The organism is Pseudovibrio sp. FO-BEG1 (assembly GCF_000236645.1).
Taxonomy (GTDB): domain Bacteria; phylum Pseudomonadota; class Alphaproteobacteria; order Rhizobiales; family Stappiaceae; genus Pseudovibrio.
Genome location: NC_016642.1, coordinates 4,298,134 through 4,310,920, shown reverse-complemented (window position 1 = coordinate 4,310,920; position 12,787 = coordinate 4,298,134). Strand labels below are relative to the sequence as shown.

The 12,787-nt window shown below is 52.3% G+C and carries 14 protein-coding genes and 1 tRNA gene; 8 read left to right on the top strand and 7 right to left on the bottom strand.

Annotation, left to right across the window (positions count from 1 at the left end):
* Positions 1 to 134 precede the first annotated feature (134 nt).
* Together PSE_RS19405 and PSE_RS19400 are read left to right on the top strand one after the other, a co-directional pair.
* The gene (locus tag PSE_RS19405) at positions 135 to 911 is read left to right on the top strand and encodes a rhomboid family intramembrane serine protease (protein ID WP_014286382.1); all 777 of its coding nucleotides are present in this window, start codon (positions 135 to 137) and stop codon (positions 909 to 911) included.
* Positions 912 to 1,069: 158 nt separating this feature from the next.
* Positions 1,070 to 1,501 (top strand): CBS domain-containing protein, encoded by a 432-nt coding sequence (locus PSE_RS19400; RefSeq protein WP_008547558.1) that lies wholly within the window; start codon positions 1,070 to 1,072, stop codon positions 1,499 to 1,501.
* A 97-nt stretch (positions 1,502 to 1,598) separates the two neighbouring features.
* On the opposite strand, the gene PSE_RS19395 is transcribed toward PSE_RS19400, so the two are convergent.
* The 3 genes from PSE_RS19395 to folE form a co-directional block, all read right to left on the bottom strand.
* Positions 1,599 to 2,612, bottom strand: coding sequence for a patatin-like phospholipase family protein (locus PSE_RS19395; RefSeq protein ID WP_014286381.1), 1,014 nt, complete (start codon positions 2,610 to 2,612; stop codon positions 1,599 to 1,601).
* Between the two features lie 99 nt (positions 2,613 to 2,711).
* Complete coding sequence (gene hisI / locus PSE_RS19390) at positions 2,712 to 3,182, bottom strand: phosphoribosyl-AMP cyclohydrolase (RefSeq protein WP_014286380.1); 471 nt, start codon at positions 3,180 to 3,182, stop codon at positions 2,712 to 2,714.
* Positions 3,183 to 3,216: 34 nt separating this feature from the next.
* On the bottom strand, positions 3,217 to 3,849 hold the full coding sequence (folE, locus tag PSE_RS19385) for a GTP cyclohydrolase I FolE (RefSeq protein ID WP_008547794.1): 633 nt from the start codon (positions 3,847 to 3,849) through the stop codon (positions 3,217 to 3,219).
* A 416-nt stretch (positions 3,850 to 4,265) separates the two neighbouring features.
* Here folE and PSE_RS19380 point away from each other — a divergent pair, with 416 nt between their 5' ends.
* Positions 4,266 to 4,700 (top strand): iron-sulfur cluster assembly scaffold protein, encoded by a 435-nt coding sequence (locus PSE_RS19380; protein ID WP_014286379.1) that lies wholly within the window; start codon positions 4,266 to 4,268, stop codon positions 4,698 to 4,700.
* An 11-nt stretch (positions 4,701 to 4,711) separates the two neighbouring features.
* Positions 4,712 to 5,065 (top strand): membrane protein insertion efficiency factor YidD, encoded by a 354-nt coding sequence (gene yidD, locus PSE_RS27050; RefSeq protein WP_014286378.1) that lies wholly within the window; start codon positions 4,712 to 4,714, stop codon positions 5,063 to 5,065.
* Positions 5,066 to 5,079: 14 nt separating this feature from the next.
* Here yidD and PSE_RS19375 read toward each other — a convergent pair whose 3' ends face one another.
* Together PSE_RS19375 and PSE_RS19370 are read right to left on the bottom strand one after the other, a co-directional pair.
* A complete protein-coding gene (locus PSE_RS19375) occupies positions 5,080 to 5,631 on the bottom strand; it encodes a hypothetical protein (protein WP_014286377.1) in 552 nt (183 codons plus the stop codon).
* A gap of 45 nt (positions 5,632 to 5,676) precedes the next feature.
* Positions 5,677 to 6,009: a hypothetical protein gene (locus PSE_RS19370; RefSeq protein ID WP_208997989.1), complete on the bottom strand. Its 333-nt coding sequence runs from the start codon at positions 6,007 to 6,009 to the stop codon at positions 5,677 to 5,679.
* 299 nt (positions 6,010 to 6,308) lie between these two features.
* Here PSE_RS19370 and PSE_RS19365 point away from each other — a divergent pair.
* Positions 6,309 to 6,393 (top strand) — tRNA-Tyr (locus PSE_RS19365).
* Between the two features lie 44 nt (positions 6,394 to 6,437).
* Positions 6,438 to 6,866, top strand: a complete 429-nt coding sequence (locus PSE_RS19360) for an ASCH domain-containing protein (RefSeq protein ID WP_014286375.1) — start codon at positions 6,438 to 6,440, stop codon at positions 6,864 to 6,866.
* Here PSE_RS19360 and PSE_RS19355 read toward each other — a convergent pair.
* Entirely contained in the window at positions 6,863 to 8,203 is a 1,341-nt protein-coding gene (locus PSE_RS19355) for a glycosyltransferase family 1 protein (RefSeq protein WP_041768692.1), read from the bottom strand. The two genes, PSE_RS19360 and PSE_RS19355, sit on opposite strands and share 4 nt — an antisense overlap.
* Positions 8,204 to 8,502: 299 nt before the next feature.
* On the opposite strand from PSE_RS19355, the gene thrS reads away from it, so the two are divergent.
* Both thrS and PSE_RS19345 read left to right on the top strand, forming a co-directional pair.
* The gene (thrS, locus tag PSE_RS19350; RefSeq protein ID WP_014286373.1) at positions 8,503 to 10,449 is read left to right on the top strand and encodes a threonine--tRNA ligase; all 1,947 of its coding nucleotides are present in this window, start codon (positions 8,503 to 8,505) and stop codon (positions 10,447 to 10,449) included.
* 155 nt (positions 10,450 to 10,604) lie between these two features.
* Positions 10,605 to 11,456: a 1-acyl-sn-glycerol-3-phosphate acyltransferase gene (locus PSE_RS19345; protein ID WP_014286372.1), complete on the top strand. Its 852-nt coding sequence runs from the start codon at positions 10,605 to 10,607 to the stop codon at positions 11,454 to 11,456.
* 67 nt (positions 11,457 to 11,523) lie between these two features.
* Here PSE_RS19345 and PSE_RS19340 read toward each other — a convergent pair whose 3' ends face one another.
* On the bottom strand, positions 11,524 to 12,609 hold the full coding sequence (locus tag PSE_RS19340) for a hypothetical protein (RefSeq protein WP_014286371.1): 1,086 nt from the start codon (positions 12,607 to 12,609) through the stop codon (positions 11,524 to 11,526).
* Positions 12,610 to 12,787: the final 178 nt, after the last annotated feature.

Below are 12,787 nucleotides of genomic sequence, written 5' to 3'. Positions count from 1 at the left end.
AAACCGTCAGCGCTTGGGGGAGTGCTGGCGGTTTATTGTTTTTATTTGATCCTTACATTCTGTGCCAAACCTTGCGAACTGTGCCAAGTTACCCTAGTTCAAAATGGGACAGCAATTTTCGGGTCTGTAATGAAATGAACCAATCCAACGAAGAGCATCAGGGCCCGGACGGTCCGTATTTTCACCGCCCAGCACGGGAGCCGATGTTCAATCTGCCAACTGTGGTTGTTGGTCTCTCTCTTATCCTCATAGGGATCCATCTGGTTCGGGCTTACATTCTTTCTCCGAATGAAGAAGTGCAGACGCTACTTCTGTTTGCCTTCTGGCCGGTTCGTTATGTCAGCGGCTTTATGGCTCAATATTCCTGGCCGGGTGAAACGGCTTCTGCGGTCTGGAGCTTCCTGACCTATGGTTTCCTGCATGGGAGTGCTGAGCATATCGGCTTTAACGTGCTTTGGATGGCTGTGTTTGGCAGTGCGGTTGCCCGCCGGTTTGGCGCGACGCGGTTCCTGCTTCTTTCTGCGGTTTGTGCTGTTGCTGGCGCCGGTGCGCATCTGGCAACCAACTGGGGAGATCAGGTGCCAGTGATTGGTGCCTCTGCTGCAGTTTCCGGCCAGATGGCTGCTTCTTTGCGGTTTATCTTTGAAGCAGGCGGGCCGATGAGTTCTTTCCGCCGTCATGATACTCATGCATATGCTGTTCCTGCGCGTCCTTTGATGGAAGCTTTGAGTGATCGGCGCGTACTCACCTTTATCCTTGTCTGGTTCGGTCTCAACTTCCTGTTTGGAATCTGGTCAGCACCTATCGCAGGTGAGGGTGTAAGTATTGCGTGGCAAGCTCACGTAGGTGGATTTGTGGCTGGATTGATCCTCTTCCCACTCTTAGATCCGATTAAACGGCGTTGGTCCTGACTACTTAATAGTTAGCTAACTACATATGTTAACAGCACCTAAGTTGGTGGCTAGGCAAGTATTGTTTTTTTGTGCCATGATACCGTAGGGTTAGATTTGTTCTCTTCCTCTTTTTTCTCTGAGAAAGAAGGATGGCATAAACAAACGAGGAGGTCGCCATGACAGTTGCTGCCATATTGAACGGCAAAGGGCGGGACGTTTATACGGAAACGAGCACACGTAGTTTGAGCGAAATATGCGCGAGCCTTGGCGGACGTCGCATTGGTGCGATTGTGTTGTGTGACGAGCCGGGCGTGATTGTCGGTATCGTTTCAGAACGTGATGTTGTTCAGGCGATCGCCATGGAGGGTCCTGACGTTCTCGCCCAACCCGTTAGCGAATACATGACCAAAGAGGTTGCTGTTTGTACGGAAGCAGACTCTGTAAACGGTGTTATGGCCCGCATGACCGAAGGCCGCTTCCGCCATATGCCTGTTGTGGAAGATGGCAAGCTGATCGGTCTTGTTTCGATCGGTGATATCGTGAAGTTCCGTATCGCTCAGGTGGAGCGTGAGGCGGACGACCTTCGCAATTACATTCAGGCAGTCTGATCTGCTGGTTCACTGCTGTGCTGTTTAGGCACAGCAGTCATTTCTTCCAAAACTCGTTATTTTACACCGCATCATTCGTGTGATGCGAGTGCCGGTATTATGGCTGCATTTCTGCCAACTGGTGGATTTCCGGCAAGGCCCGGCATGTGGTTTCATAGCCGACGCGGATAGCTTCTTCTCCGCGGTGGAAGTCGAACAGCCCAAGATGGGACAGGCGCAGGGTGAGGATGGTGTCTGGTGGGTCTCCCGCCAGACGTGAGCGGCCAATCCTGTCCTGAATGATGTTGTAGCTATCCATCATAACACCTGAAATGCCGGGCAACCCCTTTTGTTTTCCGCCAAAAATCTGACGTCTCAGCACGCGTTTGATCGTGCCACCGGGGTCTTTGTTGAGTTTGCTGTCGATCTCCGGGATCATGTCCTTCGGGATCGGGGGGAGCTCGTGCACCACTGTGGAGCCGCGGCCAAATGTGTCTGAGTTCAAGTTGACAGCAATGACTGCTCTTGCGCCCATGGCCCGGCAGACGGAGACGGGGATCGGGTTGACCAGTGCTCCATCCACCAGCCAGCGGCCACCGTACGCAACGGGTTCGAATACGCCTGGAAGGGAGGTGGAGCATCGCATGGCTTGCGTGAGCAGGCCTTTTTTCAACCAGATCTCATGGCCGGTGCCTAGTTCGGTTGCGACTGCTGCAAAGGGGCGGTCGAGATCCTCGATCATGATGCCGCCGAAGTGGTCTTCGAACAGGGAGAGGACTTTTTTGCCAGAGATGAGGCCTGAGCCGCCGAAGGAGAGATCGACCATGCTGAAGACGCGGCGGCGGGAAAGGGAGACGACCCACTCCTCAAGCTGATCCAGCTTACCACAGAGATAGCAGCCGCCGACGACGGCGCCGATCGAGGTGCCGGCGATGAAGTCCAGTTGGATGCCTGCTTCTGAAAGAGCTTTGAGAACACCGATGTGCGCCCAGCCGCGGGCTGCACCTCCGCCAAGTGCCAGGCCAATGCCGGGGGTGATCTCCGGCTCTGGAATGGTGGTGGGTGTTTCAGGCTCTTCTTCTACAGGCTGTTTGCTGTTGGGCCACAGAGGTAGATTTTGCAGCACTGCCATCTCCCCGACTGTCTTTACACTGGTTGAATAGTCAACGTTACCTTGGGGTAACTATGCTATTTAAACCTATAAAAAGACTGAATCGGGGCGCAGCGAAACCTACTGTTTTTTCCCGTAAACTTCTTGGGGGTCATATACCGGAGCGACTTCTGTCTTCTCCAGCCAGACATCGCCGGTTTCGTTCGAGTTTACTTTCCGGAAAAAGCAGGAGCGATAGCCGACGTGGCATGTGGCGCCGTTGCCATGGACTTTGACGCGGAGCCAGATTGCGTCCTGATCACAATCGGTACGGATTTCAATGACTTCCTGTACCTGACCAGAGGTGCCACCCTTCTTCCAGTACTCCTGGCGGGAGCGGCTCCAATACCATGCTTCACCGGTTTCGATTGTGCGGCGCAGGCTCTCGGAGTTCATATAACCCACCATGAGAAGCTCACCGCTGTCGAAATCAGTGACTGCAGCAGCAATCAAACCATTTTCGTCAAATTTCGGGCAGAGTTCATCGCCCAGTTCAATTGCGTTTTTGTCAGCGCGCGGCGCAAAGCCGTCGGCTTTAATATTCGTCGACATGAAATGCTCGAATTTTCTGATGAATGGTCCGCGCTTACGAACGGACCATTGTCATGAAGCGTACCTGTTCAGAGGCATTGTCTTCAAAAACACCGGAGAACCGGTTGGTGAGTGTGGAGACACCCTGTTTTTGAATGCCGCGCATGGACATGCACTGGTGCTCTGCTTCGATCATGACGGCGACGCCACGAGGAGCCAGATATTCTTCCAGTGCAGTTGCGATCTGAACGGTCAGATGTTCCTGTGTCTGAAGGCGACGTGCGTAGATTTCTACAACACGTGCGATCTTGGAAAGGCCCACGACAGCATGGTTTGGATAATAGGCGATATGCGCCTTGCCTGTGAATGGCAGGACGTGATGCTCACAGAAAGATGTAAAAGTGATATCTTTCAGCAGCACAATATCGTTGTATCCACCGACCTCTTCAAAGGTACGTTCCAGATGCTCGCGAGGATCTTCCTTGTAACCGGAGAAAAGATCTTCGTAGGCTTTGACCACGCGCTTTGGTGTATCCAGCAAACCTTCGCGCTCCGGATCATCTCCGATCCATTGAAGAAGTACGCGCGCAGCAGCCTCAGCTTCAGCCCGGCTAGGGCGGTTGGGGAGCTTGTTGTCTTCTGTAGCCGTGGGATCGGTTTCTGTAACCGGTCTCAAAACAGCGTCCATATTATGTCTCCAACAATACGCAGGCGATGAGTGTAATTTAAGACATACTTCTCTTAAAAAAACACTGAACCCGCCATAGGTTCCTGCGCAACAACTATTTTCGTCGGCCTGTTTTCAGTTCAGGCTCTTCCCATTGTCATACGCAAATCTACGGCTTACCTAAGGAGATGTGAGTATGGCGCAGGGTATAATCTGCGACAACCCGTTTAGACCGCCAATAAATTGGCACCTATGGTTTCTTCTAGGTAATGTGTGCTAGATTGCGATATTCCGCTTTTGACCTCTAGCAAGGTCTCGGCAGCACCACCTATATAAGATAGATGTCTTGGTTAGGAAAGGGTCTTCCCTTATTAGTGAGTGATCCAAGCTCGCTTTAGGTTATAAAGCGGGCGTGAGAAGAGTAGCCAGAGTTTTGCATGTTGGACGACATTTACAATACTAAGATCCTTGAGTTTGCAGGGAATATTCCTCTGTTGGGGCATATTGATAACCCGCAGGCTCAGGCAAAAGCACACTCGCGGCTCTGTGGTTCGACGGTGAGTGTTGAGGTTTGTGTAGCCAATGGTCTAATAACCTCATTTGCGCAGGACGTGAAAGCGTGCGCTCTGGGGCAGGCTTCTGCATCCATTCTGGGTCAGCATGTTATTGGAGCAACACCTGCAGAAGTGCGGGAGGCTTATGCGCAGCTGCACGCTATGCTGAAGGATAACGGCCCTGTGCCGACCGGCCGCTTTGCTGACCTTTCTTTCCTTGAGCCAGTGCGTGATTATAAAGCACGCCATGCGTCCACCATGCTTGCGTTTGAAGCGCTGGTGAAGGCGCTTGATGATGTTGAAGCTGCTGTTGCCTAAGGCATTTTGCTATGTGTAAGCCCGATCCGCTCCCCAAAGAGAGGCCTGCCAGCCTGATGGCGCGGTTTGGGATTGGGCTTATCTGGATTTATCAGCACAGTCTGTCACTGATATTAGGACGGGCCTGCCGCTATCAGCCATCCTGCTCTCATTATACAGCTGAAGCCATGACACGGTTTGGGTTTTGGCGCGGTGGCTGGATTGGGTTGTCGCGGATTATCCGCTGCAATCCTTATGGGGCGAGTGGATATGACCCGGTTCCGCTCAGCTTACCCAAGGCATCAAGTTGGTACTTGCCATGGCGGTATGGTCACTGGAACGGTGATCATATTGATCCCAAGACACGTTTTGATCTGAAAGACTGAGACTGCTCTGAGTATCAGGGGCAGTTGAACTCGGTCTTTTCTTCGGCTGTCGGTACTGGAAGAACAGCGAATTCTCCCTCAATTGCTAGGTTTTCGTAGGGCTGTGAGTTGACGACCACGCCATATGCCTTGCCGCTGGCTGCATCGAGCGTCCACACCCATCCCAGATTGGATTCCTGCGGATTATCTTTCCAAGAGATCTGAGTGATGTCTGGGGTGATCTGCTGCACTGTGTAGGTCGCGGTGCCTTTGCTCTTGCCGAATTGCGATGTGGTGTTCCAGGCCAAAGCTTCTGCATTGCAGATGAAGGCGGTGAACTTTTCTTCGATGGCTTCCGCCCCATCCTTGGTGATGCTCCATGCAAAATTCAGGGATTTGCCGAGCCATTGTTCTGCGGTTTTTGCAGCAGACGTGTTGCTGCCGGTTTCAGCAAGTGTGTGGATTTCGCTTTGAAGGCTTTTGCTGGTGGGGACTGGCGGTCCGTCACCTGGAACCTGGGCTGTTGTTAGGCTGGCTGATTGAAAGAGGAAAATTGCAGTGGCGCTCAGGAGGGCTGGAGTTCTCATTGTTTTCTCCTGTTTCAACTCTATTATCCGGCCATTCAAAGAAGATCAGCGTTTGTCGTCGTCTTCCTGATCTTGCTGGGTGGCCTCATTATCAGGATTCTGTGTGGTGACAGGTGGCGCGGGCATCATGGATTGGTTACTCATCGGATAATCAGGCATGCCGGACATCATTGAAGGATCTTCCTGAGCACTGTTGTCTTCGTCCTCAACACTTCCTGAGGTTCCCAGAGATGGTTCATTGAACATCTGCGCAGGAGAAGGGAGGGACCATGCTGACATGGATAGTCCCAGAACGATGATATGAGTTAGAAGCCAATGCCTGCTCATTTCGACGCCTTTGATGATCTTCGGGATGTGCACTCCACTACAGAAACTCATAATTTCGTTTGAAGATAATGGCTTAATGTAGAAAAGCGTCCAGCAACCAGCAGTGGTTCCCGGTCCTTCGCTTAACAAAGCGCTACTTGCCGAAGTGGGAATTCGTGAAATTTTCGCGGTGATGATTACGTAAATACCCTTAGTCAAAGCTGCTGGAGTGGGGTGTTGTTCACAGATTGCCGGCTAAAAACGTTTTTTCCGATGTTTTCCCAACTCAAATTTCAAAGGGGCGTTGACAAGAGGGCCTCAAATGAAGATAACCCGTCCTCACACGGCGCGGCCAACTTGGCCAATGCGACGGAGGAGTGCCCGAGTGGCTAAAGGGGGCGGACTGTAAATCCGCTGGCTATGCCTACGTTGGTTCGAATCCAACCTCCTCCACCACCTTTCTTTCTTTTCATGAAATCAAATAGTTACGGTGGAAGCGCATGTCTTCTGAAGTATTCGATCATCTCCCTAGTTTTGCATTTGGTGACAGCCCTGAGCTGGCTGATAGTTTGCTTGAGCTTGTTCTGAATGGAACAAAGACAGCGACGTGCGGTGATCTGCATTCCTATGAGAAAGACGGAGAGCCACTTCCGCAGCCGGGCGATCAGTACGTTATTCTGGATGGTAAAGGGCAGGCAGCCTGTGTCATCGAAATGGTGACTGTTGATGTGCGTCAGTTTAATGAGATTGATGAAGTCTGGGCTGTGCTGGAAGGTGAAGGCGATCTGAGCCTCGAGTTCTGGCAGGAAGGCCATCGCGAGTTCTTTGAGCGCAACGGCGTTTATGCTCCTGATATGAAGCTTGTTTGTGAGTACTTCCAGCTGGTGAAGATCTTCAAGCGCGATCAGGCGAAACCAAAACCGAATTAAGTTTCTTCCAGCTTTTGCTGCTTGCCTTCTGTGCCGGATGAACGTTTGTCCGGTGGGGTGCTGTTGTTCTCAATAATCTTCCAGATATCCTGTTGCACATTCTGCCATTGGCGAAGCTCATTCCGTGCTGGCAGTTCTGCGCGTAGAGCTTCTTTCGATTGTATTGTCGACTGGATCAGGGCAGCCAGTTCTTCAGCGTTGTGCGGATCAAAGTATTGGCAATGATCTCCACCGACCTCCGGAACTGAAGTTGCGTTTGAGGCCAATACGGGTGTGCCCATCCAGAGTGCTTCACCGACTGGCAGGCCATATCCTTCAAACAAGCTTGGGTAAACCAGTGCAATTGCTTCTTTATAAAGTGCAGTCAGCTCCGCGTTTGTAGGTGATTGAACAATCGTCACGAACTTGCCGATAGGCGTGTACTTTTGGTCTTTGTTGAGGCTGGCAAATGCGCCGTTGGGGATCGCTCCTGCGCATATAAGCTGAGGTAACTGCGCGTTTTCGTCTTGCTTCACGATATGCAGGTATGCGTCAAAGACCAGCTTTGCGTTCTTTCGGTAGCGAATGTCACCAAGTAGCAGGAAGAAACCGTGCTCGGGCCGTTGTCGCAGAGGGTAGATAGGCTCTGCCTCCTGAAACTCGTGGGCCAGATGCACAACACTGGTGCTTTGCGGGGAAGGGAGCTTTTGCTCTGCGAGGAACTTCAGGAGGTCATTGCGCGTATATTCGGAGTTAGCGATCACGTGCGGCCTTGTGGTGACTGTTCGTCTCAGATGCTCCAGCCAGAGCTTTGCGCCAAGATCCTCCTCCGGATCGTTGAGGCGTAACGGAGAAATATCGTGGATCATGACATAGACGGGCACATAAGGTGCGCGGCTCTTCACATATTCTGTCAGTCGCCGTGCTTCTTCCAGGTTTCCCAGTGAGAGGAACGGGGCGTCGATATCTGTGAGGGGTTCTTGCAGTGCTTCGCCATCATAAGCGCCGGTGGTCTCATTGGCGCGTGCGCGGAGTGTGTGCCTGAGCTTGTGAAACAGGCCTTTGAGTTTGCGGTTTCTGTATTTTTCAGAACGGAATGCTTTGACGGGAGCGCCCAGCAAATCAGGTAGGCATGCGGGGTTCAGGTCATCTGATGCGAACAATGGATCAGCTTGCACGCTCACATATTCGTTTTTGCGGGCGTCATGACAGATGAAGGTGACTTCGATGTCGTCTTTATAGAACCGCTTTGCTGTCTCATAGAGCGTTCTGGTGACACCGTTGGCCTGTAATGAGGTGGATCTGTTCTGCCTCAACGTGGTCAAGTCAAAGTAGAGCTTTGGCTTCGGCGTGGTCATGCTCAGCTCCTGACAGCTGGTAGAGTGTGCGTCATGCATTCCTTGTGATGGAGTTTGCGAATCCTGTTCTGGCCAGCAGTATGAGGAGGTGGAGCGGGTAAGGCCAGCTAAACCCTTGCTAACCCGTAATAATTCAAGGTGTGTAACCTGTCGATTACGCGTCAGTGCCCGCGGAAAACAGAGTTGATCTGCACCAGATTCATCTGGACGCGTCCTTTAGAATTGGTTATTCAGGCAACCCATGATTAACACCAAACCGCTTACCTGCCTTGTTTGCAGGAGTGAGCTGGAGAATTGATATGCTTCAATTAACTTTCCCTGACAATTCCGTTCGCGAATATGACGCTGGTTCCACCGGCGCTGATGTTGCAGGGAGCATTTCCAAATCTCTCTTGAAAAAAGCTGTTGCCGTCGCAATTGATGGTGAACTGCGCGATCTTTCTGATCCTATTGAAACGAATGCTGCGATTGAAATCGTAACCCGTGATGACCCACGTGCGCTGGAGCTGATCCGCCACGATGCGGCGCACGTGATGGCGGAAGCTGTACAGGAACTGTGGCCTGAGACACAGGTTACAATCGGTCCTGTTATCGAAAACGGCTTCTACTACGACTTCAAGCGCGATACGCCATTTACCACTGAAGACCTGCCGAAAATCGAAAAGAAGATGCAGCAGATCATTCAGCGGAATGCGAAGTTCACCAAAGAGATCTGGAGCCGCAACGAAGCAAAAGAATACTTTGCTGCCAAAGGGGAAGACTACAAGGTTGAGCTTGTTGACGCGATCCCTGAGGATGAAACCGTCAAGATCTACAAGCAGGGTGACTGGCTCGACCTATGCCGTGGGCCGCACATGGCGTCCACTGGCCAGATCGGTCAGGCTTTCAAGTTGATGAAGGTTGCCGGTGCCTACTGGCGCGGTGATGCAAACAACGAGATGCTGACCCGCATCTACGGCACTGCATGGTCAAGTGATAAGGATCTGAAAGCTTACCTCCATATGCTTGAGGAAGCTGAGAAGCGTGACCACCGTAAGCTGGGCCGCGAGATGGATCTCTATCACTTCCAGGAGGAAGGTCCGGGCGTTGTCTTCTGGCACCACAAAGGCTGGCAGCTGTTCCAAAACCTGACCAACTATATGCGTCGTCGTCTGGAAGATGACTATCAGGAAGTGAATGCACCTCAGATTCTGGATAAGGCTCTTTGGGAAACTTCTGGTCACTGGGAGTGGTACCGCGAGAACATGTTCGCGACTGAGACCGAGGATCACCGTGTCTTCGCGATTAAGCCGATGAACTGTCCAGGTCACGTGCAGATCTTCAAGCACGGCCTGAAGTCCTATCGTGACCTGCCACTGCGCATGGCTGAGTTTGGTGCGGTTTCCCGCTATGAGCCATCCGGTGCGTTGCACGGTCTGATGCGTGTGCGTGCGTTTACGCAAGATGATGCGCACGTGTTCTGTACTGAAGAGCAGATGGCTGCGGAATGTCACAAGATCAACGACCTGATCATGTCCGTCTACAAGGACTTCGGGTTTGAAGAGATCGTTGTGAAACTCTCCACGCGTCCTGAAAAGCGTGTTGGTTCCGATGAAGTCTGGGATCACGCTGAAGCTGTGATGGGTGAAGTGCTGAAGGAGATCGAAGCGAACTCCGGCGGTAAGATCAAGACCGGCATTCTGGAAGGTGAGGGCGCGTTCTACGGACCTAAGTTCGAATACACTCTGCGTGATGCGATTGGCCGCGAATGGCAGTGTGGCACTACTCAGGTGGACTTCAACCTGCCAGAGCGTTTTGGTGCCTTCTACGTGGACAGCGATGGTGAGAAGAAGCAGCCGGTGATGATCCACCGTGCGATCTGTGGTTCTCTGGAACGCTTCCTTGGTATCCTTATCGAAAACTTTGCAGGACACTTCCCGCTGTGGCTGGCACCTCAGCACTTCGTTGTTGCTGCGATTACTTCTGACGCTGATGACTACGCGAAGGAAGTGCATGCTGCGCTGAAAAAGGCTGGCCTGCGTGGTGAGCTGGATCTTCGCAATGAGAAGATCAACTACAAGGTTCGCGAGCACTCACATGCAAAGATCCCTGTGATTATCGCTGTTGGTAAGCGTGAAGCCGAAGAGAAGACTGTAAGCATCCGTCGTCTCGGTTCCCGCAACCAGACTGCTATGGCTCTGGACGAGGCTGTTGCAAGCCTGCGTGACGAGGCTACAGCACCTGACCTTAAAGAGCAGGCTTCCTGATCTTTAAAGAGACACTGATTTGAAAGGCTGGCAGCGTGTTTGCGTTGCCAGCCTTTTTCTTTTTTGGCCTCACTGTCGCCTAATGTTCACGTAAGTTTGCGAAAGCTTATGAAGCCAGCTCACAGAAAAGCTGGGCGAGTGAAGTGAGGTTAGCGGTGAACCACGCGGAATTAAGCTATGCCAATGATGGCCATCCTCTTTTGAAGCGATGGCTTATCCGAAGCATTGAAGGACTCTCGGGTCGCAAGAGACTGCTGGATCTCTATGAGGTCTGGCGCAGTGACTATTCTATTTCGGATCAGGCCCTCTGGCGGGACCTGCTGGATCTGATTGATCTTCGTGTTGAATGCACCGGTCATTGCTGGCCGCCCTCTGATTTGGATGGTAAGCCGCTGGTGCTGATTGCGAACCATCCCTATGGCATTGCCGATGGTATTGCGATCCTCTCACTTGCCGAGCAGTTGAACCGTCCTTACCGCGTGCTCATCAATAATGAGTTGCTCAAGGTGCCAGAGGTTCGGCCCTTTGCGCTGCCGGTTGATTTTGAAGAAACAGAAGACGCTCTGCGAACCAATCTGAAGACACGGCAAGAGGCGCTGAGATTGCTACAGGAAGGGGTGACGATAGTTATCTTTCCAGGTGGCGGTGTTGCGACTGCTGCGAGGCCATTCGGTCTTGCGGAAGAGCTGCCATGGAAGACGTTCAGCGCCAAGTTGATCAGGAGTGCCCGGGCGACCGTGCTGCCGGTCTATTTTGAAGGGCAGAACTCAGCGCTGTTCCATCTGGTCAGCCGCTTTTCACTGAGCTTGCGCTTGTCCCTGTTGATCCGTGAGTTCAAGAGCATTCTGGGGCAGACAATTTTGGCGCGGATTGGAGATCCTATCCCCTATGAGGCTTTGGAGAAATGTGAGAGCCAGCGGCAGATGATGGAGCAGTTGCAGGCAGCAGTTCTAGATTTGCGCCACGAGGCTGAGACTTCAAAGCCCGAGACGTTTTATCTGCCTTAGTCAGTAAGCAGGCCAATAAAAAAGGCGCCGTGTCGGGCGCCTTGGTCATTGCTTGCTGTGGTCTGTCTTACATCGGGTTCTCTGCAAGTACTTCCACTTCCACGTTGTTCACACTTGGGTTCACGGTGAACTCATCGCGGTACATCTCGCCGTTGTTGCGCGCCATGACCGTGTAGGTGCCAGCTGCGAGTGTTAGGTCGAGGAATGCGCCGTTGCCGCTTGCAACGGTATCTCCACCTGGTGACAGGATGGTCCAGGAGGTGTTGGCCAGAGACGTCTTGTTCTTGGCGCTCACCAGCTTCAACGTGATGTTGCCTGCCTGATGGTAGAGAGTGGCTTCTGTCAGCTTGCCAGCCTGCACGTGAATGTCAGCCCGCACAACAGCATTGATGTCGCCGTAGCGGCTTTCTACGTGATAGGTGCCTGCGCTTACAGGGACAAGTTCGCCCGGCTTGATGCCTGATGCGATGAGACCGCGGTCGCCGGTTGCGTCGTAGGTCATGTCATAGATGTTGAAGCGCACATCTTCACGCGGCATCTTCTGATCGTTGCCAAGAGCTGCATCCAGACGAATGCCACCTGCGTTCAGAATGATGGTGCCGGTCTTCACGCCGCTCTTGAGTTCATAGCGTGTTGTCGCTGTGACTTTGCCAAAAGAGGTGTGAACCAGATAGGTACCCGGATCGAGACGGAATTCAGCATCCTGATCCTGTGAGGACGCAACCATGTTCAGGGAGCCGTCGGAATTTTCTTTTGAAGAGTATACGCGCCACTTCAAACCACGTGTGAGGTTTGGTGTTCCCTCAGCCAGCTTGGCGACCAGATAAAGTACTGGCTGCGCACCAATTGGTGCCTGCTCAGCACTGACTGCTGGTGGTGCGTATGGCAAGAAGCTCGTACCCATTGTTGGTGCAAGAGACTGACCCTGATATCCGCTGAGTGGATCATAGCTGATTGGAGGTGCGATGGTCTTTTCTGGCTTGGCGGCCAGATCCAGCACTTCCTTAGAGAACGGCAAAGCAGGTTTAGAAACAGGAATAGGACCTGCAGCCTGAGCGGCGTTTCCAAGCAATGCCAGCCCAGCACAAAATGCTGTTGCGGCTGCTGCGCGTTGTAGCGCTTTGTTGAACGTCGATATCCGCTCTAACTTCACGTGTGCTCTCGCTACTACTTCAGAAAGTGTTACCCATGTGCGACAGTAAATACAAAACCGTCACCAGCCCGAGTGAAATCAGATTACAGTGACAAACTGTGTTTTGGAAGTGTTTTATAAATTTTTACTCAGTGGGTTGGGGATTGGTAGGCAATGTGGCAAGAATGGGGCAAGACCA